Consider the following 24,877-nt stretch of genomic DNA (forward strand, 5'->3'; position numbering starts at 1 on the left):
GAGGTGTAGTTTAATGAGCCACAGAGCAAATCGTGTGGGAGAGCAAATGAAAAAAGAATTAAGTGACATCATCGGACGAAAAATTAAAGATCCTCGGATCGGCTTTGTGACGGTTACTGAAGTTCAAGTGACTGGAGATCTTCAACAGGCAAAAGTATATATTTCTGTATTGGGTGATGAGGAGCAAAAGGAGAATACCTTAAAAGGGCTTGCAAAGGCGAAAGGTTTCATTCGGTCTGAAATAGGACACCGTATCCGCCTCCGCAAAACACCTGAAATCCTTTTTGAATGGGATGAATCGATGGCCTACGGTAATCGAATTAACTCTCTCATCCATCAATTGCATAGAGATGAAGAGAAACCTATGGAAAATAATGAAGAAGAATAGTTTGAAACTTCACAAGGGATAACTGGATAGACATTTGTCTATCCTTTTTTTTCGATAAGAAGGAGGGAATGCGGGTGGAAGGGATCTTACCTTTATATAAACCAGCTGGCATGACATCGCATGATTGTATTTTCCGATTGCGAAAAATATTAAAAACTAAAAAGGTAGGCCATACGGGCACACTTGATCCTGATGTGACTGGTGTTCTTCCTATTTGTATAGGGAAGGCCACGAAGGTAGCTGAGTACATAACGGATGCAGGAAAAACCTATGAGGGAGAGGTAACAATTGGTTTTTCAACAACTACTGAGGATGCATCAGGAGAAATAGTTGAAAAAAAGAAAGTAAATAGGGCCATTTCAAGAGAAGAAATCCAACAGACTCTTCTGTCTCTTACAGGAGAAATAAAACAAACACCGCCGATGTTTTCAGCCGTAAAAGTAGGTGGAACACGTCTATATGAATATGCTCGAAAAGGGATTGAAGTGGAACGGCCTACTAGAGTGGTGACAATTTATTCTATTGAATTACTGGATGATCGTGATGTCTATAAAGGAGAGGAAACAATCTCCTTCCGTTTTAGAGTAAGCTGCAGTAAAGGGACATATATAAGGACTCTTGCTGTAATGATTGGTGAATTACTTGGGTACCCGGCACATATGTCAAACTTAAAACGGGTACAATCTGCCGCCTTTCATTTAGAGGATTGTTTAACCTTTGAACAGGTTGAAGAGCTGATGGAAACAGGGAAGATTGAAGCTAGTTTAAGACCGCTGGAAATGGCAATTTCTCATTTGCCGAAATACGTAATAAATGATAAAGTAGCAGAGAAAGTGAAAAATGGCGCACTTTTACAAATACCTGAACATTTAAAAAATAGCAACGGACCTATTGTCGCTGAAACAGAAGCTGGCCTGGCACTTGCGATTTACTCCATTCATCCAAACAAGCCAGGACTTCTTAAGCCGGTAAAAGTATTGCGAAATGAGCAAGAATAAAAAAGGTAAGGTCTAGAAAAGGTGAGTTTCGATTGGAAGTAATTAAACTTAGTTTTCCGTTAAATATAGATAGAATTAAAATACCGCCCTTAGCGATGGCGCTGGGTTATTTTGATGGAGTTCATTTAGGCCATCAGAAAGTCATTCTTGAAGCAAAAAAACAGGCTGAGGATAAAGGTTTGCGCTCTGCAGTCATGACCTTTGATCCCCATCCATCAGTTGTTTTAGGAAAAGGCCAAAAACATGTTCATTATATAACACCGACAGCTGAAAAAGAAAAAGTAATTGAAGATTTGGGAATTGATTTTCTATTTATACTCCATTTTACAGCGGAATTTGCAAACCTGCTGCCACAAGAATTTATCGATCAATATGTGATTGGATTAAATGTCAAACACGTTGTGGCGGGCTTTGATTTTTCATATGGGAGGATGGGTAAAGGGACGATGGAAACCATTCCATTTCATTCAAGGGAACAATTTTTGTTTACAGTTATCCCAAAGTTAACCATAGACGATGAAAAAGTAAGTTCAACACGTATCCGCCAATACATAAAGGACGGTAAAACAGACAGATTGCCAGAACTGTTAGGCAGATATTATTCAACTTCTGGAATGGTTGTCCATGGTGATAAACGAGGACGGACAATTGGTTTTCCAACAGCAAATTGTGACATCAGAGACGAATTTATCTTACCGCCAATAGGTGTCTACGCAGTTAGAATGAAGGTTGATGGTACATGGTATCAAGGAGTTTGCAATTTAGGCTATAAACCAACCTTTAATAAGGAAGCGAACAAAACTTCTGTCGAAGTTCATTTATTTAATTTTGATCAAGATATCTATGGGGAAAAAGTGATAGTCGAATGGCATCTTTATTTAAGAAAAGAACAAAAGTTTTCTGGGATTGAAGAACTGATCTCACAAATTGAGAAAGATAAACAAAATGCCATAAAGTACTTTGAAAAATTCGACAAAATTTCAGCTAATCCATGATCAAAGGATCTATTCTATGATTTGACTTGCATTTTGTCATAAAACGTTGTATTCTTATTAACGTATTAAAAATAACCTTTGCTTGGCAAGTCGAGTCACCGACGCTTGCTCGGTAACAGGGGATATCTATTAGGAGGTGAATAGGATGGCAATCACTCAAGAGCGTAAAAATGAGCTTATCAATGAGTATAAAACTCATGAAAACGATACTGGATCTGCAGAGGTTCAAATCGCTGTCCTTACTGAATCAATCAACAATTTGAATGAGCACTTACGTACTCATAAGAAGGACCACCACTCACGTCGCGGTCTGTTGAAAATGGTTGGTAAGCGTCGTAATCTTTTAACTTACCTGCGTAACAATGAAGTTCAACGTTACCGTGTGTTAATCAAAAAACTTGGTCTTCGTAGATAATAAGAGAAAGCGGGATTTTTCCCGCTTTTTTGTTAGGTAAAAAAATAATAATAACAAAGAATACAAAGAATCTTTTATACATATTTTAAGTCACGAAAAATTTGTGCATACTATAAGTATATTTACTTTGATAACATAAGCTATAAAGGCTTTTTTTATATGTTTAAAGCGAAACTCATTTCGCAACATTCTCCAATGCGATTTAGATAGAGAGGGGTAACAAAATGGAACAAACGAAACACGAGTATTCTATGGATTGGGCTGGCCGCAAATTAACAGTTGAAATCGGACAACTAGCAAAACAAGCAAATGGTGCGGTAATGGTGCGCTACGGCGATACAGCTGTATTAAGTACGGCAACAGCTTCAAAGGAACCGAGAAATTTAGACTTTTTCCCTTTAACAGTTAACTATGAAGAACGCTTATACGCTGTAGGTAAAATCCCAGGCGGATTTATTAAACGGGAGGGGCGTCCAAGTGACAAAGCAATCTTAGCCAGTCGTCTAATCGATCGCCCAATTCGTCCGCTTTTTGCTGACGGGTTCCGTAATGATGTACAAGTTATCAGTATCGTAATGAGTGTAGATCAAGACTGTTCTTCAGAAATGGCAGCAATGTTCGGTTCTTCTTTAGCGCTTTGTACTTCAGACATTCCGTTTGAAGGTCCGATTGCCGGTGTAGTGGTAGGTCAAGTAAACGGAGAATTTGTTATCAATCCAACTGTAGATCAAGCAGAAAAAAGCATAATGAATTTAACCGTTGCAGGTACGAAAGATGCAATCAACATGGTTGAAGCGCGAGCAGATGAAGTTCCTGAGGAAACAATGCTTGAAGCAATTATGTTTGGTCATAACGAAATCAAACGTTTAATTGAATTCCAAGAAATGATTGTTTCAGAAATTGGCAAGGAAAAAAGACAAATTACCTTATATGAACTGGATCAAGATTTAGAAGCAGAAGTAAGAGAAATATGTGAATCTGAAATGATTAATGCGATTCAAGTTCAAGAAAAGCATGCTCGTGAAGATGCTATTAATGAAGTTAAAAATAAAGTGTTAGCAAAGTTTGAAGAACAAGAAGCAACAGATGAAGACATTAAACAAATTAAGAAAATTTTGGACAAGATGGTTAAAGGTGAAGTTCGCCGCTTAATTACAGTGGAAAAGATTCGTCCAGATGGCCGTAAAATTGACGAAATTCGTCCACTATCTTCTCAGGTTAGTATATTACCGCGAACACATGGTTCAGGTTTGTTCACGCGTGGGCAGACACAGGCATTAAGTATTTGTACTCTCGGTGCAATGGGTGATGTACAGATTCTTGATGGCTTAGGAATTGAAGAAGAAAAACGGTTTATGCATCATTATAATTTCCCGTTATTTAGTGTCGGCGAAACTGGCCCTATCCGTGGACCAGGCCGTCGCGAAATTGGACATGGTAACCTTGGTGAGCGTGCACTTGAACCTATTATTCCGAACGAAAAAGATTTCCCTTATACCATCCGTCTTGTTTCAGAGGTTCTTGAGTCCAACGGTTCTACTTCACAAGCAAGTATCTGTGCAAGTACACTGGCGATGATGGATGCCGGTGTTCCTATAAAAGCCCCTGTTGCAGGTATTGCTATGGGCCTCGTAAAATCAGGTGAACATTATACAGTTCTATCTGATATTCAAGGCATGGAAGATCATCTGGGAGATATGGATTTCAAAGTTGCAGGTACTGCTGCAGGTGTCACAGCACTGCAAATGGATATTAAAATTGATGGGCTTTCACGAGAAATATTAGAAGAGGCACTTCAACAGGCTAAAATCGGAAGAATGCATATATTAGATTCGATGCTTGCAACGATTTCAGAACCTAGAACAGAACTTTCTCAATTTGCACCAAAAATTCTAACAATGACGATTAACCCAGATAAAATCCGTGATGTAATTGGACCAAGCGGAAAACAAATCAATAAAATTATTGAAGAAACTGGCGTTAAGATTGATATCGAACAAGATGGTACTGTCTTTATTGCCTCAACAAATCAGGAAATGAATCAAAAAGCGAAAAAAATCATCGAAGACATCGTTCGTGAAGTACAGGTCGGTGAACTTTACTTGGGTAAAGTGAAACGAATCGAAAAATTTGGTGCCTTCGTAGAAGTTTTCGCAGGTAAAGATGGATTGGTTCATATTTCTGAACTAGCTGAGGAACGTGTAGGAAAAGTTGAAGATGTTATTAAACTTGGTGATGAAATCTTAGTTAAAGTTACAGAGATTGATAAACAAGGCCGAGTGAATCTTTCGCGTAAGGCAGTACTTAAAGAACAACGTGAAAAGGCTGAACAGAAACAATAAACAATATAGAAATGACATCGGGAGGTCAGGGGTAACCCCTGACCTTTTTGATGTTGTACCTAAATGAATAGGTAACCTTATAGTTCGGAGGTAATGATGTTCTACCTTGTCCTTTAAATACATATATTTTGTATTAAGGGGGCATAGTAAATGAAAAAGTTAGGTATAGTTGTATTATTTATTTTGGCTTTATTGATGATAGTAAATAATTCATATGTAAATAAATATGTAGCCTTATTAACAGAAAGCGCAATACTAGCGGTGAATCCAACAGATCCTCTTTATCAAAGTATAGTAAAGAATGCTTCTACATATGAAATACCACCTTCCGATGCGAAAATTGACAGAGTCTGGAAAGCAATACCAGGGTATAATGGTTTAAAAGTTGATATAGAAGCATCATATAAAAATATGAAAAAAATTGACCGTTTTAATGAAAAAAAACTGGTTTTTACACAAATGAAACCGGAAGTGCATCTTAACGATTTACCTCCCTCTCCCATTTACCGAGGGCACCCAGAAAAACCAATGGTCAGTTTCATCATAAATGTGGCTTGGGGAAATGAATATTTATCAGATATACTTGCAACCTTAAAGAAGGATCAAGTATCTGCGAGTTTTTTCCTTGAGGGTAATTGGGTTAAGAAAAACCCGGAGCTTGCTAAAATGATTGTGAGCGCAGGACATGAAGTTGGAAACCACTCTTATTCACATCCTGATATGAAAATATTAGGAGCAGCGCAGACAAGGAATCAGATGCTTAAAACGAATGAAGTAATTGAAGCGGCGACAGGAGTGAAACCTGTTTGGTTTGCACCCCCGAGCGGCAGCTATCGCGATGAGACGGTAAAAATTGCAGCTGAATATAAGATGAAAACAGTCATGTGGACAGTTGATACAGTGGACTGGAAAAAACCAACACCTGAAACGCTAATAAATCGTGTAATATCAAAAATTGACAATGGTTCAATCGTTCTTATGCATCCAACCGAAGCAACTGCAAAATCGTTAAATCGGTTAATTGCACTTATTAAAGAAAAAGAATTAAAAATCGGTACGGTTTCCGATTTAATGAATGAGGAAAGAATTTTGAAATAAGTGGGAAATATATTCGGAAATTGGAGAAAATATCCCAATGAACTATTTCAATTCCTGAAAAAGCAGTTGTATTAACAGGAGGAATTCGATGATAAACAGATATACATGCAATAACGGTGTAAGAATTGTATTAGAAAATATTCCGCACGTTCGATCTGTAGCCATTGGTGTATGGATTGGCACTGGTTCAAGAAATGAAGATCCTCAAACAAACGGAATTTCTCATTTCCTGGAGCATATGTTTTTCAAGGGAACAAAAACACGAACTGCTAAAGAAATCGCAGAATCCTTTGATAGTATCGGTGGCCAAGTGAACGCCTTTACCTCAAAGGAATATACATGCTACTATGCAAAAGTACTTGATACCCACTCGCAATTTGCATTAGATGTATTAGCCGATATGTTCTTTAACTCTTCCTTTGATGAAGTGGAATTACAGAAGGAAAGAAATGTTGTATTAGAAGAAATTAAAATGTATGAGGATACTCCTGATGATATCGTTCATGATTTACTAAGCCGTGCGGTATATGAAGATCATCCACTTGGTTACCCGATATTAGGGACAGAGGAGACACTAAATACTTTTTCTGGAGATACACTTAGAGACTACATTCACGAAAGATACACTCCCGAAAATGTAGTTATATCAATCGCTGGTAATATTTCTGAAAACTTTATCCAAGAGGTTGAGAAGTATTTTGGCTCTTATGTGGGTGGCAAACATGAAACGACAGATAACCTTCCTGTTTTTCACTCTAATCGCTTATCACGGAAGAAGGATACGGAGCAAGCCCATTTATGTATAGGTTTCGAAGGATTAAAAGTCGGTCATGAGGATATGTATAGCTTAATTGTCTTAAATAATGTCTTAGGGGGTAGCATGAGTAGTCGGCTATTCCAAGAAGTCCGCGAGCAGAGAGGCTTAGCCTATTCCGTTTTTTCTTATCATTCTGCCTATCAGGATAATGGGGTTGTGACGGTCTATGGTGGTACAGGAGCAAAACAGCTTGATGTCTTATTTGATACCGTTCAGGAAACACTTGCAAAGTTGAAGCAAGACGGAATTACTGAGAAAGAGCTCACTAACAGTAAAGAACAGTTAAAAGGAAGTTTAATGCTCAGTTTAGAAAGTACAAATAGCAGGATGAGCAGAAACGGGAAAAATGAACTTCTATTAAAACGTCATCGCTCACTTGATGAAATTATTGATCAAATTGACTTAATAACAAAGAAAAGTGTTAATGATATGGCACATGCCGTCTTTACGGATAAATACTCTGTTTCATTAATTAGCCCTAACGGTGATTTTCCAACTAACTTAAAATAAATGGAATAAACAGTTCAAGTGCGAACTGTTTTTTCTTTATTCTATTTTTGGACTTCTATCGATACACTTATAGAAAAGGGTACGAGGGGAGTTCAATACATGAGGCTAAGTGAATTAAGTGGAAAAGAGATTGTTGACATAAAAAAAGCAGAGCGACTTGGAGTGCTTGGGCAGACGGATCTTGAAATTAATGAAGGAACTGGGCAAATTCAGGCTCTTTTAATTCCTTCATTGAAATGGTTTGGTTTCAGGAAACAAGGAGATGAAATAAGAGTGCCGTGGCAGCATATTAAAAAAATTGGCGCAGATATGATAATTATTGATGTACCAGAAGGGTTAGAGGAACGAGAATAGGATGGAATATAAGGAAATCCCAAGCAAATTAACCTATTGCTTGGGATTTTTTTTTACTTTGCTGGAAAACTCACAGATTGAAGCATTCATACATAAGATGTTTAAGTGATAAGAAGAAAAGACTTCCTGCTAGGATTTTTTGAAAAGAAGGTGAATGATTTCATGCTGACAGGAATGCAGATAGCCGTGATTGGTGGAGATGCAAGACAGCTGGAAATTATCCGGAAGTTAACCGAGTTAGATGCCCGATTATCGTTAATTGGCTTCGAACAGCTTGACCACGCTTTCACAGGCGCTGTTAAGGAGAAGTTGGATGAAGTCGATTTTTCAACTATGGATGCGCTTATCTTACCGGTACCCGGTACGAATTTAGAAGGAAAGGTTGAAACAATCTTTTCGAATGAAAAGGTAATTTTAACAAGCGAGATGCTTTTGAAAACCCCTGATCATTGCACGATCTATTCAGGCATAAGCAATTCGTATTTAAATGGAATAACGAAAGAAACAAATCGTAACCTTATTCAGCTTTTTCAGAGGGATGATGTAGCAATATACAATTCCATTCCAACAGTTGAAGGAACCATAATGATGGCAATTCAACACACGGATTTTACAATCCATGGTTCAAATATCGCCATTTTAGGCTTAGGAAGAGTAGGTATGAGTGTTGCGAGAACATTTCATGCTCTTGGTGCAAAAGTGAAGGTCGGTGCTAGAAAGAGCGAGCATATAGCGAGAATTACAGAAATGGGATTAACAGCTTTCCATTTAAGTGATCTTGAAAAAGAAGTAAGAGAAACAGATATCTTAATCAATACCATTCCTTTATTAATTGTGAGTGCTTCGGTTATTTCAAAATTGCCTGCACACACGCTAATAATTGACCTTGCTTCGAAACCAGGGGGAACCGATTTTAGATATGCAGAAAAAAGGGGAATAAAAGCGCTACTTGCACCAGGTTTACCAGGAATTGTTGCGCCGAAAACGGCTGGTCAAATATTGGCTAATGTTCTAGCCCAATTGCTTCAAGAGGAGTTTAGCAGGCGAAAGGGGAATATGAAATGAGTTTAAAAGGGAAAAAAATCGGATTTGGATTAACTGGTTCCCATTGTACCTATGATGCAGTTTTTCCAGAAATTGAAAAGTTAGTCCAGGCAGGTGCTGAAGTTATACCAGTAGTTTCATACACTGTTAAAAATACTGATACACGTTTTGGAAAAGGTGAAGATTGGATCGAAAGGATAGAGAACTTAACAGGAAATATAGCAATTGACTCAATTGTAAGGGCTGAACCGCTCGGACCAAAGACACCGTTAGATTGCATGGTTATAGCTCCATTAACTGGTGTATCTATGAGTAAATTTGCCAATGCCTTGAATGATAGTCCAGTATTAATGGCGGCTAAAGCGACTCTTCGCAATCTGAAGCCTGTTGTACTAGGCATTTCCACTAATGATGCGTTAGGTTTAAATGGAGTAAACTTAATGAGATTAATGGCTACAAAACATATCTATTTTATCCCTTATGGCCAGGATGATCCTGTCAAGAAACCAAATTCGATGGTCGCAAGAATGACTTTGCTTACTGAAACAGTAGAAGCAGCAATTGAGGGTAAACAAATTCAACCCGTGCTTGTTGAGAGATATAAGGATATCGACTAATTCAATCACCTTTTCATTAAATTTAGTTATTTCTTTAAGGAATATGTTAGAATATATTAATAATTCATCCATCAGGGGGCTGCTAGCCCACTGATGGGTTTCTTGAAAAGAAATGACTAAATAATTAATGGCAGATTGAAAGGGGTACTTGATATGATTCAACAAAAGGGTTATCACGTTGCAGTTGTCGGTGCAACAGGAGCGGTTGGACAACAAATGATAAAAACTTTAATAAAAGAAAAATTTCCTATTAAACAATTAACTTTATTGTCTTCTGCACGTTCAGCAGGTAAGAAAGTTGAAGTAAATGGTGTCGAACATACGATTCAGGAAGCAAAGCCGGAGAGCTTTGCAGGGGTCGATATCGCCTTATTTAGTGCTGGGGGAAGTATTTCTAAAGAACTTGGACCGGAAGCCGTAAAGCATGGCGCCATTGTCGTAGATAACACGAGTGCTTTTCGAATGGACATCAACACTCCTTTAGTTGTCCCTGAGGTCAACGAACAGGATTTGCATACCCATAATGGCATCATCGCCAATCCTAATTGCTCTACGATTCAAATGGTAGTTGCCTTAGAACCAATTCGTCAAAAATATGGTTTAAAAAAGGTAATAGTATCAACGTATCAAGCGGTATCTGGTGCTGGTGCGGTGGCTATCGAGGAGTTGCAAGAACAAACAAAAGCTATTATTAGCGGAGAAAAAGTAGAACCCAAGATTTTACCTGTTAAGGGCGACAAGAACCACTACCAAATCGCCTTTAATGCGATTCCGCAAATTGATAAATTTGATGAAAATGGCTATACCTTTGAAGAAATGAAAATGATTAATGAAACAAAGAAAATTATGCATTTGCCTGAACTCCACGTTTCGGCAACCTGTGTGAGACTGCCAGTTGCTGTTGGACACTCTGAATCTGTTTATTTTGAAATTGATACGGATGGAGTTAGTGCTCATGATTTGAAGGAATTGTTAAAGGATGCTCCCGGAATAGTACTGCAGGATGATCCAGACAATCAATTATATCCAATGCCTGCAAATTGTGTTGGAAGCAATGATGTATTTGTGGGAAGAATTCGAAATGACCTGAATGAAACACGAGGTTTTCATATGTGGGTGGTTTCAGACAACCTACTAAAGGGTGCAGCTGGAAATTCAGTGCAGATTGCTGAAAGTTTAATAAAGCTAGGATTAATTAAAGAAAAAGAAAAACAATAAAGTTTTCATACAAAAAGGCAGGTTTGAATGTCAATGAAAATTATTGTTCAAAAATTTGGCGGGACATCTGTCAAGAATGAGGAAAGCAGGAAACACGCTAAGGTTCATGTGAAAAACGCGTTGGCTGATGGTTACAAAGTGGTTGTAGTCGTGTCTGCTATGGGGAGAAAAGGTGAACCCTATGCAACAGACACATTACTCTCACTAATTGGGGGTAATAATAGTAAAGTCAAAAAACGAGAGTATGATTTATTATTATCCTGCGGAGAAATCATTTCTAGTATTGTTTTTGCTAATACGCTGATAGACAATGGTATAAAAGCCATTGCTTTGACAGGAGCTCAAGCTGGATTTCGAACAAACAACGACCATTCAAATGCAAAGATTATAGAAATGCAATGTGACCGTTTATTACGGGAGCTTAAAGATTATGATGTTGTTGTAGTTGCAGGTTTCCAAGGTGCTACAAAAAATGGGGAAATCACCACGATTGGACGAGGTGGTAGTGATACCTCTGCAGCGGCGCTTGGTGCAGCAGTAAACGCAGAATGGATAGATATATTTACAGATGTCGAAGGAATAATGACAGCAGATCCACGGATTGCTGAGAACGCAAGACGTCTTTCAGTGGTCACGTATACAGAACTTTGTAACATGGCCTATCAAGGTGCAAAGGTTATCCATCCAAGGGCTGTAGAAATAGCGATGCAGGCAAAGGTACCAATCCGAATTCGCTCAACGTATTCAGAAAGCATTGGAACACTGGTCACATCTATTGATCCTGATGCTCGCGGTAATGATATTAGGGATAGAATTGTAACAGGAATTGCCCATGTTTCAAATGTGACTCAAATTAAAGTTTTTGCAAAGAAAGAGCAATACTATTTACAAGCAGAAGTTTTCAAAGCCATGGCAAACGAAAAAATAAGTGTAGATTTTATCAATATTTCTCCAAATGGCGTTGTATACACTGTTACCGATGAAATGGCAGAACGGGCCATTCAGGTATTAAATGAACTAGGGCATGAGCCAGTAGTGGAACAACATTGTTCTAAAGTGTCTATTGTTGGTGCAGGTATTGCAGGAGTACCAGGAGTTACCTCTAAAATAGTCACTGCATTATCCGATCACGGAATCCGTATTTTACAATCCGCTGACAGTCATACGACCATCTGGGTATTAGTGAAACAAGATGATTTGGTTAAATCAGTAAATGCATTACATGATGCATTTCATTTAGATGAAGAGACCATTGATATAAAACTTTCTAATTTATAAAGGATTTCCAGCATCATTGGGACGAATTACCCTCAATATTGCTTTAGAAAAGACACAAGATTTGTGCAGTGAAAGGAGTAAGAAAATGGTTCATTTTGGGCGAGTATCGACGGCGATGGTTACCCCTTTTGATAAAAAAGGGCATATCGATTTTGCCAAGACTACTCAATTAATAAATTATCTAATTGAAAATGGTACGGATTCCTTGGTTGTTGCGGGGACAACAGGAGAATCACCCACGCTATCAAAGGAAGAAAAACTGGCATTATTCAGTCATGTAGTGAAAATTGCAGATGGAAGAATCCCAGTCATTGCTGGTACGGGGAGCAATAATACTTATGCATCTATTGAGTTGACAAAGAAAGCTGAACAGGTTGGTGTAGATGCGATTATGGCAGTGGCACCCTATTACAATAAACCAAATCAGGAAGGTTTATTTCAGCATTTTAAAATAATAGCAGAGGCTACTTCATTGCCTGTAATGGTCTATAATATTCCGGGAAGGTCAGCTGTTAACATTCTCCCCGAAACAATTGTCCGATTGTCAAAGCTTCCAAATATTGTAGCTGTCAAGGAAGCAAGTGGAGATTTAAGTGCAATGACGCATATCATAGCTAATACAGATGACGATTTCCAACTTTATAGCGGTGATGATGGCGTTACGATACCTGTGCTAGCAATTGGCGGGGCAGGCGTTGTTTCAGTAGCCTCACACGTTATCGGTAATGAAATGCAGGAGATGGTTAAGGCATTCTTGGTAGGGGAAATTGAAAAAGCTGCAAAACTTCACCAACAACTGCTGCCAATTATTCAGGGGTTATTTACTGCTCCAAGTCCTGTGCCAGTTAAAACAGCACTTCAGGTTAAAGGGATGGGTGTAGGTTCAGTAAGGCTGCCTCTGGTTCCGCTAACTGAACAAGAGCGCGCTGCACTGACTAGTCTGTTATCAAATATATAATCACTAAAAGCCAACCGAATCACAATCGGTTGGCTTTTACATTTGGAAAAAGGTTAATTCTGGTTGTAATGATTTTCAAATATCAAGTATAATAGTCATAACTGATTTCGATCGGATGAAACATCATAGGAGGAAAAGGAATTGAGACATAGAAAGAATAATTCCATTAAGGTTATTACACTTGGTGGCATAGGAGAAATCGGAAAAAATATGTATCTTATAGAGGTAGATTCGGACATATTTGTCATTGATGCCGGGTTAATGTTCCCCGAGGAAGAAATGCTGGGCATCGACATTGTTATTCCCGACATGAGCTATTTGTCAGAAAACAAGGAAAGAGTAAAAGCAATTTTTTTATCACACGGTCACGAGGATCATATTGGTGCCCTTTCGTATCTTCTTCGTCAAGTCGAAGTACCCGTTTATGGAACGAAACTAACCTTAGCCCTTGCGAATGCAAAGTTAAAGGAGCAGGAATATAGCGGGACTGCTAACTTTATTGAAGTAGATTCGGATTCGTGTATTGATTTGGACACAGTAGAAGTGAGTTTCTTTAGAACAAATCATAGTATACCTGATTCAATCGGTGTCTGTGTACATACCTCGGAAGGTTCAATTGTCTATACGGGAGATTTTAAGTTTGATCAAGCTGCTACAAGACTATACAAACCTGATATTGGAAAAATGGCGGCAATAGGAGACCAAGGAGTACTGTGTTTACTTTCTGATAGTACCGAAGCAGAAAAGCCTGGTTATACTACTTCTGAGGCAATCGTTGAAAGTGAGATGTCCAATGCTTTTTATAATGCAAAAGGGAGAATTATCGCGGCATGCTTTGCATCAGATATAAACAGAATTCAGCATGTTTTCAATGCTGCACGTGAAAATAATCGAAAAGTTGCGGTAGTTGGTGAAAGTCTTGAAAGGATTTATCATATCGCCTTTGATCTTGGATATTTAGAAGTAGCTGATGATTTAATTATCCCTGTAAGTGAAATAAAAGCATATAAAGACCAAGAGATTGTTGTTTTAATGACAGGAAGCCAAGGAGAACCAATTGAAGCCCTCCAGAAAATGGCGAAACAATCAGCTAAAATTGTCAATATTCAACAGGGTGATACGGTACTAATAGCTGCTTCACCACTTAAAGGAAGTGAACTGCTCATTTCCAAAACAGTTGATATGCTATACAGAGCAGGAGCAAATGTTATTGCGGGAAGAACAATTCACGTATCTAGTCACGGGAGCCAAGAAGAATTGAAATTTATGATAAATCTCATGAAACCAAAGTTTTTTATTCCGGTACATGGGGAATATCGGCAATTAATGGCCCATAGAAAGCTGGCAATCAATGTTGGTATAAGTGACGAACAGATACTTATTCCAGACCGTGGAGACGTCGTTGAAATTCAAAGTGATAAAATTACGCTGAGTGGAAAGGTTCCTTCAGGGAATGTACTTATTGATGGCATAGGTGTTGGTGATGTAGGAAATATTGTGTTAAGAGACCGCCGCTTTTTGTCACAGGATGGAATCTTAATCGTGGTTGTTACTTTAACGAGACAAGATAAAAGAATAGCAGCAGGCCCCGAAATTATATCCCGAGGATTTGTCTATGTACGTGAATCCGAAAGATTAATGGAAGAATCATCTAAATTGGTTCGAACAATCGTGGAAAAAAACTTAGCGAAGCCTGCCTTTGATTGGGCTAGCTTAAAGCAGAATATTAGAGATGACCTAAATCGCTATTTGTACGAAAAAACAAAAAGAAGACCAATGATCCTGCCGATTATTATGGAAGTTTAGAAAAAAGGATGGCTGTATAAAAGCAGATAGTTGATTTGCTAACGATGTTGATTGGAGTGGAGGGCACGAAGACTTCACGGGAGACCCCGCAGGAGCAAAGCGAAGAGGAGGCTCCCGGACTGCCTGCGGAAAGCGAAGTGCCTGGAGCTCCAGTCAACATCTAAGCCCAAAAAGATTAAGGCATTGGACTGTCCAATGCCTTTTTTACATTTGTAAGACCTTTAAGAATGAATTTGCTTCATAGGTTCATACTAATGGTATCATGCCTGAAGGGGGAACTATGAATGGACAAAGATTTACAAAAAAGTAAATCTGAAAATCAAGAAGGCCAAGAACCTCAAAAAGACGAGCGAGCTTCTTCCTCATTAATGGAAAAGATTCAGCAATTAGGGCAAACAAATGTCCCGCAGCTTTCAACTGATTCCAAAATTCATTGCCTAACAATTATTGGACAGATTGAAGGGCATTTAGCTCTTCCGCCTCAAAATAAAACGACTAAATACGAGCACATTATCCCGCAGTTAGTAGCCATTGAACAAAACCCTAAGATTGAGGGATTATTAATTATCTTAAATACAGTCGGCGGCGATGTTGAGGCAGGACTCGCAATTTCAGAGATGCTTGCAACCTTATCAAAACCATCTGTCTCTATCGTTCTAGGTGGAGGTCATTCGATTGGCGTGCCAATTGCAACTTCTTGTACTTATTCGTTTATTGCTGAAACCGCAACGATGACCATTCATCCAATCCGGCTAACTGGACTAGTGATTGGGGTACCTGCAACCTTCGAATATATGGATAAGATGCAGGATCGAGTGATTAATTTTGTAACAAAGCATTCTAATATTACAGAAGAGAAATTTAAAGATTTAATGTTTGCAAAAGGCAATTTGACGAGAGATATTGGCACAAATGTAATTGGTGCCGATGCAGTTGAATATGGGTTAATAGATGAAGTTGGCGGATTAGGGCCAGCAATGAAAAAGTTAAATGAATTGATTGACCATCAAAAGGCCGTTAATGAAGGGTTGATTCAATGATGTTATATACAATGGTGCCGCAAGAGCTTATTTTCCCTTATGAACCAGATTCAAAAACTAATCACCAGATGGTATCCTATCAAGGTGTACCATTATTAGTAGAGTACTCAGATCAACAAAACGTTCAGGTTATACGTATCTTAAGCAGTGATCCGCAGCATTTTCTTGACGAACAGATTTGCCCAGGAGCGAAAATTTCTTGTGCAAACATTGAAGGATTTGCCGCAAACTAGCATGCTATATGGTATAATCAGGATAGAAAGAGAGAAGCAGCCATAAAGGCTGCTTTCTTCCTTTTATACCTATTGTTATCAATACTAACTTTTCCTTACTATTAATATTTCACATAGAGATTTTTTGTTTGGGGATGGAATCTTATGTCGATGATAGTACTAATTTATTATACAAGGTGATTAAATGGCGAAAAAAAAGCGAAGAACTAAAAAGAAAAGAGACAATCATTTAAAGCGTACAGTCCAATTTGAACTAACAGCACTTGCCCTATTAGCACTAGTGATCATTTCAATGGCGAAATTAGGGGCAGTAGGAAAAGCAGCTGTTTTATTCTTCAGGTTTTGGATGGGTGAATGGTACATACTCAGCCTTATTGGGCTCCTTGCTCTAAGTGTTTACTTAATGTGGAAACGCGAAATTCCATTTTTCTTTCATATTAAATTAACAGGACTTTATTTAATCGTTTCGTCGATTCTTTTGTTAAGTCATGACAAACTATTTCGCTTGTTATCCAATGATGGGAAGTTTACAAATCCAAGTGTCATAAGCAATACTTGGGAATTATTTATGATGGAAGTAAGAGGGGAAACAAGTACAATTGATCTTGGCGGCGGAATGGTTGGTGCCGTTCTTTTTGCCCTATTCCATTACCTTTTTGCAGCAGCTGGAACGAAGATTATAGCTATCATTTTTATCTTAATCGGCTTTATTTTGATTACTGGAAGGTCATTTGGGGATGTTATTGCAAAAATCGGACTCTCTATAGGTGATTTTTCAAAAGATCAATGGGAAGCTTTTAAGACGGATATATCAGAGTGGAAACAAAAGCAGAAGGAACGTAAGGAAGAAAAAAGAATACAAAAACAACTAGAGCGTGAAAATCGTGTTCCTAGTCCGATTCCCGAAATATCTAATCCAGGCCAAGTTAATCAAGAAGAAATAAAAACGGCCGAACCAATTATCTCTAGCTTTGCTGACCGTGCCTATGTGGAAGAAGTTCCAAAACAAAAGAAACGCAATAATGAATCGAAAAATAAAGCTACCGAATCACATAATAACGATGAAGATGACCAAACACCTCCAATTACCTTTACCGAGGTTGAAAATGCAGCATATGAGTTGCCGCCATTGAATCTATTAAAATTACCTAAGAAAACAGACCAAAGCGGTGAATATGAGTTAATTCATGCTAATGCTGCGAAGCTTGAGAGGACCTTTCAAAGCTTTGGTGTAAAAGCCCGTGTAACCCAAGTGCATCTAGGGCCGGCAGTTACAAAGTATGAAGTCCATCCAGATGTAGGAGTCAAGGTAAGTAAAATTGTTAGCTTAAGTGATGATTTGGCATTAGCGTTGGCGGCAAAAGATATTAGAATTGAAGCGCCAATCCCTGGTAAATCTGCTATTGGTATTGAAGTCCCTAATTCTGAGGTAGCCATTGTGTCATTAAGAGAGGTATTAGAAGCTACCCATAATAAAAAACCTGAATCAAAACTATTAATTGGTTTAGGCAGAGACATTACCGGTGAGGCTGTAGTAGCTGAATTAAATAAAATGCCACACTTGCTTGTTGCCGGTTCAACGGGGAGTGGGAAAAGTGTATGTATAAACGGTATTATTACGAGTATTTTGATGAGGGCAAAGCCTCATGAAGTAAAACTTATGATGATTGATCCCAAAATGGTGGAATTAAACGGCTATAACGGTGTACCTCATTTACTAGCACCGGTTGTAACGGACCCCAAAAAAGCCTCACAAGCTTTGAAAAAGGTCGTAAGTGAAATGGAAAGACGATATGAATTGTTCTCACATACCGGAACACGTAATATTGAAGGCTATAACGATCATGTAAAACGACATAATAATGAAGAAGATGATAAACAGCCTTTATTACCGTTTATTGTTGTTATTGTTGATGAACTTGCAGATTTAATGATGGTTGCATCATCAGATGTTGAAGATTCGATTACAAGGCTTGCACAAATGGCCCGTGCGGCAGGGATTCATCTAATCATTGCCACACAACGACCTTCTGTAGACGTCATCACAGGCGTTATAAAAGCGAATATTCCATCAAGAATTGCTTTTGCAGTTTCCAGTGCAACGGATTCTAGAACGATTTTAGATATGGGTGGTGCGGAAAAGCTACTTGGCAGGGGTGATATGTTATTTTTACCAGTAGGTGAATCAAAACCAGTCCGTGTTCAAGGAGCATTCTTATCAGACATGGAAGTGGAAGATACCGTTAATTTTGTTATTGGGCAGCAAAAAGCACAATACCAAGAAGAAATGATTCCAGATGATACACCAGAGGCAAAAGGTGAGGTTGACGATGACTTATACGCAGAAGCGGTTGATTTAGTTATAGATATGCAAACGGCATCCGTTTCCATGTTACAGCGACGTTTCCGTATAGGTTACACTAGAGCAGCACGTCTAATCGATGAAATGGAAGCAAGAGGAATTGTTGGTGCTTACGAAGGAAGTAAGCCAAGAAACGTACTTCAAACAAAAACAACTGAAGAAGTCAATTAAGAAAAAACAAAAGGCGGAAGCGCCCGTTTAGCGAAGTCCACTAGTCGCTGGGCCGCTTGCGATGGACTTTCGAAAACTACTTCAAGTTATCCACATTAAATTATTTTAATATTTCCTAGACAAGCAAAAAAAGCCAAGGTTCCTGGCTTTTTTTGCTTTTTAAACCCTATTACTATTAATAGTAGTCAGCGATAAATTATAGCAGATTTAATGGATAAACACTGTAGATACTTTTTGGATTTATTGTTTTTTCGACAAAATTTTGAAATACTATTTCCAACAATCGAAATAAATGGTATATTAATTTCGATTAGTAGGAATGATTAAACATCAGATGTCTGATGTCTTAAGGAAAAGGCTGGAGGTACCTGCATGTCTATTAAGCTTGATAGCCGACATTTATACTTACAAGTAATCGATCGGTTAAAGCAAGATATTGAAGAAGGGGTTTATAAAGAAAAAGAAAAATTACCCTCAGAATTCGATCTTGCCAAACAACTTGGTGTAAGTAGGGCGACTCTTAGAGAAGCTTTACGTATTCTCGAAGAAGAAAACGTTATCATTCGCCGCCATGGAGTGGGCACATTTGTTAACGGAAAGCCTATGTTTACTTCAGGGATTGAACAACTCAGTAGTGTAACTGACATGATTCTCCAGGCTGGGATGAAACCTGGAACTATTTTCTTAAGCTCATCGACTATTGGAGCTACCGAAGAGGATAGTCGCCGATTCTCATGTTCTGCAAATGAGGGAATTGTTGTTATTGAAAGGGTTAGAACTGCGAACGGTGAACCAGTCGTTTATTGTATCGATAAAGTCCCGGAAAAAATCTTGCCCGAAACATTTTCCCACGGAGAAGAATCAATCTTTCACATTTTGGAAGAGGAAGCAAACAGGAAAATTACATATGCGGTTGCTCATATAGAACCAATTGGTTATCATGAAAAAATTTCCTCCATTCTAGAATGTGATCCAGAAACTGCCTTACTTGTTTTAAAGCAAATGCATTTCGACGAAATGGATAATCCTGTCCTTTTTTCGGTAAACTACTTTAAAGCTGATAAGTTCAGTTTCAGGGTTTTAAGGAAAAGATTCTAAACATTTACCAGATATGAAAACGGAAATACACAGGTTTTTAACCATTTTCCTACTCATCAAACAACAAAATATAGGGGGTATATTTCCTTGAAAAAAAGTAAATTTGGTTTGACTATGTCTGTTCTATTAGCAGCAAGCACAGTGTTAGCAGCATGTGGTGGAGACGACGAAAAGACTGGCGATAATGGCAAGGATGTTAAAAAATCAGACCTTAAAGTTGGTATGGTTACTGATGCAGGAACAATTGATGACAAATCGTTCAACCAAGGTACTTGGGAAGGTATTCTTCAAGCTAAAGAAGAACTCGGAATCCAAGAAAAATACCTTAAGCCAGCTGGTACTACTGAGGCAGAATATCTAAAGGAAATGGGCAATTTATATGATGCAGGTTATAAGTTTGTTGTATTACCTGGATTCAAGTTTGAAACTGCCGTATTCCATGCACAAGATAAATATAAAGATGCTAAATTTGTAATCCTTGATGGTAACCCGCATTCTGGTGACTTCAAGCCGGTTGTTAAAGACAATACTGTTGCAGTATTCTTCGCTGAACATGAATCAGGCTTCTTGGCAGGTGTAGCTGCTGCTCTTGAATTAAAAGAAGGAGAAGCAGGATTCATCGGCGGTATGGAAATTCCTGCTGTTCAAAAGTTTAACTGGGGCTTCCAACAAGGTGTTACATACGCTAACGAAAACCTAGGTACAAAACTTAACATTAAAGCTGAAAACGTACTTTACCAAGGTTCATTTGATAACGTAGCAGCTGGTGGACAAATTGCTGCACAAATGTATGACCGTGGTGTAAATGTAATCTTCACTGCTGCTGGCGGTGTTGGTGTAGGTGCGATCAACGAAGCAAAAACTCGTGGTAAAGCTGGTGACAACATCTGGATCGTTGGCGTTGACTCTGACCAATATGCTGACGGTATCTATGAAGGTGAAAAATCAATTATCTTAACTTCAGCAATGAAGAAATTAGATAATGTAACATTTGACTTAATTAAGCGTGAGTTAGATGGTGATTTCCCTGGCGGCGAAACATTAACGTTCGATGCTAAAAACGATGGTATTGGCTTACCGGCAGAAAATCCTAACTTAAGCGATGATACAACAGCTAAAGTAAAAGAAGTATTTGAAAAAATTAAGTCAGGCGATATTAAAGTGGCTGGCGAACAAGGAAGTTTATTCAAGTAAAAAGTACATAAAAGAGACGGTTTTTCCCGTCTCTTTTATGTCTTTATGTATGATTGTTCTTCCAAATATGCATGTTACCAGGGTTCACAGCAAGTGTAATTAGTAATGGTTTTAGTATCAAAATTGCATTTTCAATATCCTTCAGATTTTGATGTTTTGATAGGGGGCTCCCTATTTTCAAAGAAATTGAGTCTAAATAAAAAGGTGAGTGCTACTATGAGTTATGTGGTTGAAATGCTCAATATCAGGAAGGAATTCCCAGGTATTGTTGCGAATGATAATATTACCCTAACATTAAAAAAAGGGGAAATACATGCCTTATTAGGTGAAAACGGTGCTGGAAAATCAACACTAATGGGTGTATTATTCGGTATGTATCAACCTGAACAAGGGATTATTAAAATCCGTGAAAAGGAAGTCCGTATTGGAAATCCCAGCGTAGCCAATCAACTTGGTATCGGGATGGTTCATCAGCATTTTAAATTAGTAGATAATTTTACAGTAACTGAAAATATTATTCTAGGCACTGAACCGGTAAAAGGTATGGTCCTAGATATTGATACGGCCGCAAAAAAAATCGAAGAACTGTCAAAGCATTATGGCTTAAATGTTGATCCCTATTCAAAGATTGAAGATATATCTGTCGGAATGCAACAAAGAGTAGAAATTATGAAAATGCTTTACCGTGAAGCAGAGGTTCTTATTTTTGACGAACCAACAGCAGTATTAACTCCACATGAAATCGAAGAGCTAATGAAAATTATGCGTAACCTTATTAATGAAGGAAAGTCAATTATTATTATTACACATAAATTGAAAGAAATTAAAGCAGTTGCAGACCGTTGTACTGTCATTCGACGTGGAAAAGGAATTGGAACGGTTAACGTGAAAGAGACTAGTGAGGCAAGTCTTGCTGAGATGATGGTTGGCCGACATGTTAACTTTAAAGTGGATAAGAAAGATAGTACACCTGGTGATGTTGTACTTCAAATAGATTCTATTTCTGTAAAAAACAACAGAAAAGTATTGGGACTTAAAAACTTCTCTATTGAAGTCAAAAGAGGAGAAATAGTCGGTGTTGCCGGAGTGGAAGGAAATGGTCAATCTGAACTCGTGGAAGCGATAACCGGACTGAGGAAAGTAGAATCAGGAAAAATGTTTATTAATGGGCAAGAAATTACTAATATTTCTATTCGCCAAAGAATAGAAAGCGGAATTGGTCATATACCTGAAGACAGACAAAAGCGCGGACTTGTTTTAGATTACACGTTAGAAAATAACATGGTCTTAGAGGTATATAATAAACCTCCGTTTTCAAAGGTTGGGTTATTAAACGGTGCAGCAATTAAGAAATATGCCAAAAATATATTAGAAAAGTTTGACGTTCGTTCAGGTGAAGGCGGAGTTTCAATAGCTAGGACCTTATCTGGAGGAAATCAGCAAAAGGCAATCATCGGGAGAGAAATGGAATTAGACCCGGATTTGCTTATTGCGGTACAGCCTACTCGTGGACTTGATGTAGGATCGATTGAATATATCCACAAAAGATTAATCGAGCATCGTAATAGAGGAAAGGCAGTTCTTCTAATTTCTTTAGAGCTTGATGAAGTTCTTCAGCTTTCAGACCGCATCGCCATCGTTAACAATGGAGAATTGATTGGTACTGTAATTGCTTCTGAAACGAACGAGAATGAGGTAGGACTGATGATGGCAGGAGTGAATAAGGAGAGAAGTGTATGAGAAACACAATTGTATCACTAATATCGATAATTTTAGGACTAATTGCTGGAGGCTTATTGATGCTCTTCATAGGGGCAAGCCCTATCGAAGGATACACTTACTTATTTCAAGGAGCTTTAAAAAATATTTCACGTATAGGTGATACGTTAGCAACTGCAACGCCGTTAGTTTTTACTGGACTTGCTGTGGCTTTTGCATTTCGGACGGGTCTCTTTAATATTGGTGTAGCAGGACAAATGTTGATTGGTGGTCTTGCAGCCACTGCTGTTGCCTTAACATTTGATTTATCAAGACCGATTCTGCTCCTTTTAATGGTAATTGCCGGTATTTTAGGCGGAGCATTGTGGGCGTTTATTCCAGGTTTATTTAAAGCACGATTTAATGTGCATGAAGTAGTATCAACCATTATGATGAACTGGATTGCTTATTGGACAGTCTATTATATCGTTCCGGCATTTTTTAAAGGTGAATTCCTAGAAACTGAATCACGGAAACTTGCCGAATCGTCTACTTTGAGAACACCTTGGCTAACTGAAATGTTTCAGGGTTCATATATAAACCTTGGGCTTTTCTTTGCAGTTATTGCCGTGCTCATTATGGCATTTATTATTGATAAAACAACATTAGGATTTGAATTAAAAGCTGTAGGTTTCAATCGGCACGCTGCAGAATATGCAGGTATGAAAGTTAATCGCAATATTATCTTATCCATGTTAATTTCAGGTGCCCTTGCAGGTCTAGGCGGAGTTGCATTATACACTGGTAATGCTTCCAGCATACAAATCGGAATTTTACCCTCGCAAGGCTTTGATGGAATTGCCGTAGCATTACTTGGAGCTAATAATCCAATTGGTGTATTTTTCGCAGCCATTCTCTTTGGAATTCTCTATTCAGGGACAGGGTTTATGAATGCGATGATTGAAATTCCGCCGGAACTTGCAAATACAATTATTGCTATTATTATTTATTTTGCTGCAACCAGCGTATTAATTGACCGTGTGTTAAATAAATTCCGCAAGACACGTTCAAATGCAAATGATGTAAATGGACCTGTTGGCAAGAAGGGAGAAGCATGATATGTGGACCATAATTGAACAAATATTCCCTTACGCAATTGTTTTTACAATTCCTCTTCTTATAACAGCATTAGGTGGTCTTTTTAGTGAAAGAAGTGGTATCGTTAATATTGGGTTAGAAGGTTTAATGGTTGTAGGAGCATTTGCGAGTGCAATTACTGTTAACTTTTTGCAAAATACGATGGATGGACAAACGGCTCTTTGGATTGGTGTATTAGTAGCGGTTGTGGTAGGAATTTTGTTTTCCCTATTACATGCTTTTGCAAGTATTAATTTAAGTGCAGACCAAGTTATCAGTGGTGTAGCCATAAATATGATTGCAGCGGCATTAACCGTGTTTTTAGCTAGAAATATTACTGGCAGTGGTAATATTCGTATCACAGGCGGTTTTACACCATTTGATGTGCCAATTTTATCGCAAATTCCAATTATTGGAGATCTATTGTTTACAAAAACGTATGCGACAACTTGGTTTATTTTATTAGTGCTTCTTGTTAGTACGTTTATTCTTAATAAAACCAAATTTGGATTGCGTTTAAAATCCTGTGGTGAGTTTCCGCAGGCCGCTCAAGCTGCTGGGATTAATGTAATCAGAATCCGCTATTTGGGCGTTATGATTTCTGGTGCATTCTCTGGATTAGGCGGAGCAATCATTATTTTAACTTACGCTGGAGAATTTACTGGAACTGTTTCTGGTCTAGGATTTTTAGCACTAGCATCGTTAATTTTTGGTCAATGGAGACCATTGGGGATTTTGGGAGCAACGTTGTTTTTCGGATTTGCAAGTACAATTGCTAACGTATCGCAGGTTATTCCTGAATTGGCCGTTATTCCGCCAATTATTCTGAAAATTTTCCCATATGTAGTTACGTTAATTGCGTTAGTACTCTTTTCTAAATCTTCTCAGGCACCGAAAGCAGCTGGAGAACCATTCGATCCGGGTAAGCGTTAATTAAATTATTATTTATTTTTGAAAAGGCTGGCTAATTAGTCAACCTTTTTTTATTTATTCTTTTTCCTTTTCGAATAGGTTCATTTACAAGGGAGAAGCTAAAATGAATAAGGTGTAACTATTAGTAATTTTGGGGAAAATAAGTTAGACTATGCTTACATATACTGGAATAG

The 24,877-nt window shown here is 38.2% G+C and carries 22 protein-coding genes; all 22 read left to right on the plus strand.

The features are described from left to right. Positions 1-13: 13 nt before the first annotated feature. The 22 genes from rbfA (at position 14) to NSS81_RS21270 (ending at position 24,704) form a co-directional block, all read left to right on the plus strand. The gene (rbfA, locus tag NSS81_RS21165; protein WP_342430602.1) at positions 14-388 is read left to right on the plus strand and encodes a 30S ribosome-binding factor RbfA; all 375 of its coding nucleotides are present in this window, start codon (positions 14-16) and stop codon (positions 386-388) included. A 74-nt stretch (positions 389-462) separates the two neighbouring features. Further along, positions 463-1,386: a tRNA pseudouridine(55) synthase TruB gene (gene truB, locus NSS81_RS21170; protein ID WP_342430603.1), complete on the plus strand. Its 924-nt coding sequence runs from the start codon at positions 463-465 to the stop codon at positions 1,384-1,386. Positions 1,387-1,418: 32 nt separating this feature from the next. Continuing rightward, a complete protein-coding gene (gene ribF, locus NSS81_RS21175; RefSeq protein WP_342430604.1) occupies positions 1,419-2,381 on the plus strand; it encodes a bifunctional riboflavin kinase/FAD synthetase in 963 nt (320 codons plus the stop codon). Between the two features lie 145 nt (positions 2,382-2,526). Beyond that, on the plus strand, positions 2,527-2,796 hold the full coding sequence (gene rpsO, locus NSS81_RS21180) for a 30S ribosomal protein S15 (RefSeq protein WP_342430605.1): 270 nt from the start codon (positions 2,527-2,529) through the stop codon (positions 2,794-2,796). Positions 2,797-3,020: 224 nt separating this feature from the next. Beyond that, a complete protein-coding gene (gene pnp / locus NSS81_RS21185) occupies positions 3,021-5,138 on the plus strand; it encodes a polyribonucleotide nucleotidyltransferase (RefSeq protein ID WP_342430606.1) in 2,118 nt (705 codons plus the stop codon). 150 nt (positions 5,139-5,288) lie between these two features. Further along, on the plus strand, positions 5,289-6,236 hold the full coding sequence (locus tag NSS81_RS21190; RefSeq protein WP_342430607.1) for a polysaccharide deacetylase family protein: 948 nt from the start codon (positions 5,289-5,291) through the stop codon (positions 6,234-6,236). 88 nt (positions 6,237-6,324) lie between these two features. After that, a complete protein-coding gene (locus NSS81_RS21195; protein ID WP_342430608.1) occupies positions 6,325-7,563 on the plus strand; it encodes a pitrilysin family protein in 1,239 nt (412 codons plus the stop codon). Positions 7,564-7,662: 99 nt separating this feature from the next. Next, positions 7,663-7,917: a YlmC/YmxH family sporulation protein gene (locus NSS81_RS21200; RefSeq protein ID WP_342430609.1), complete on the plus strand. Its 255-nt coding sequence runs from the start codon at positions 7,663-7,665 to the stop codon at positions 7,915-7,917. 162 nt (positions 7,918-8,079) lie between these two features. Next, positions 8,080-8,982, plus strand: a complete 903-nt coding sequence (gene dpaA, locus NSS81_RS21205; protein ID WP_342434103.1) for a dipicolinic acid synthetase subunit A — start codon at positions 8,080-8,082, stop codon at positions 8,980-8,982. After that, positions 8,979-9,578: a dipicolinate synthase subunit B gene (locus NSS81_RS21210; RefSeq protein ID WP_342430610.1), complete on the plus strand. Its 600-nt coding sequence runs from the start codon at positions 8,979-8,981 to the stop codon at positions 9,576-9,578. The genes dpaA and NSS81_RS21210 overlap by 4 nt, the downstream gene beginning before the upstream one ends. Positions 9,579-9,731: 153 nt before the next feature. Next, complete coding sequence (asd, locus tag NSS81_RS21215; RefSeq protein WP_342430611.1) at positions 9,732-10,796, plus strand: aspartate-semialdehyde dehydrogenase; 1,065 nt, start codon at positions 9,732-9,734, stop codon at positions 10,794-10,796. Between the two features lie 33 nt (positions 10,797-10,829). Further along, a complete protein-coding gene (gene dapG, locus NSS81_RS21220) occupies positions 10,830-12,074 on the plus strand; it encodes an aspartate kinase (RefSeq protein WP_342434104.1) in 1,245 nt (414 codons plus the stop codon). A gap of 85 nt (positions 12,075-12,159) precedes the next feature. Further along, positions 12,160-13,032, plus strand: coding sequence for a 4-hydroxy-tetrahydrodipicolinate synthase (gene dapA / locus NSS81_RS21225; RefSeq protein WP_342430612.1), 873 nt, complete (start codon positions 12,160-12,162; stop codon positions 13,030-13,032). Positions 13,033-13,173: 141 nt separating this feature from the next. Further along, a complete protein-coding gene (locus tag NSS81_RS21230; RefSeq protein WP_342430613.1) occupies positions 13,174-14,838 on the plus strand; it encodes a ribonuclease J in 1,665 nt (554 codons plus the stop codon). 284 nt (positions 14,839-15,122) lie between these two features. After that, complete coding sequence (locus NSS81_RS21235; RefSeq protein WP_342430614.1) at positions 15,123-15,878, plus strand: ClpP family protease; 756 nt, start codon at positions 15,123-15,125, stop codon at positions 15,876-15,878. Then, entirely contained in the window at positions 15,875-16,111 is a 237-nt protein-coding gene (locus tag NSS81_RS21240; protein WP_342430615.1) for a YlzJ-like family protein, read from the plus strand. Before NSS81_RS21235 ends, NSS81_RS21240 begins: the two co-directional genes overlap by 4 nt. A gap of 184 nt (positions 16,112-16,295) precedes the next feature. Further along, positions 16,296-18,644, plus strand: a complete 2,349-nt coding sequence (locus NSS81_RS21245; RefSeq protein WP_342430616.1) for a DNA translocase FtsK — start codon at positions 16,296-16,298, stop codon at positions 18,642-18,644. 372 nt (positions 18,645-19,016) lie between these two features. After that, positions 19,017-19,742: a GntR family transcriptional regulator gene (locus NSS81_RS21250; protein ID WP_342430617.1), complete on the plus strand. Its 726-nt coding sequence runs from the start codon at positions 19,017-19,019 to the stop codon at positions 19,740-19,742. Between the two features lie 114 nt (positions 19,743-19,856). Beyond that, a complete protein-coding gene (locus NSS81_RS21255) occupies positions 19,857-20,936 on the plus strand; it encodes a BMP family ABC transporter substrate-binding protein (RefSeq protein WP_342434105.1) in 1,080 nt (359 codons plus the stop codon). Between the two features lie 216 nt (positions 20,937-21,152). Further along, entirely contained in the window at positions 21,153-22,676 is a 1,524-nt protein-coding gene (locus NSS81_RS21260; RefSeq protein ID WP_342430618.1) for an ABC transporter ATP-binding protein, read from the plus strand. After that, positions 22,673-23,752: an ABC transporter permease gene (locus NSS81_RS21265; protein ID WP_342430619.1), complete on the plus strand. Its 1,080-nt coding sequence runs from the start codon at positions 22,673-22,675 to the stop codon at positions 23,750-23,752. The genes NSS81_RS21260 and NSS81_RS21265 overlap by 4 nt, the downstream gene beginning before the upstream one ends. A gap of 1 nt (position 23,753) precedes the next feature. Then, positions 23,754-24,704: an ABC transporter permease gene (locus tag NSS81_RS21270; protein WP_342430620.1), complete on the plus strand. Its 951-nt coding sequence runs from the start codon at positions 23,754-23,756 to the stop codon at positions 24,702-24,704. Positions 24,705-24,877 lie beyond the last annotated feature (173 nt).

It is taken from the genome of Neobacillus sp. FSL H8-0543, assembly GCF_038592905.1.
In the GTDB taxonomy this organism is placed as follows: domain Bacteria; phylum Bacillota; class Bacilli; order Bacillales; family Cytobacillaceae; genus Neobacillus.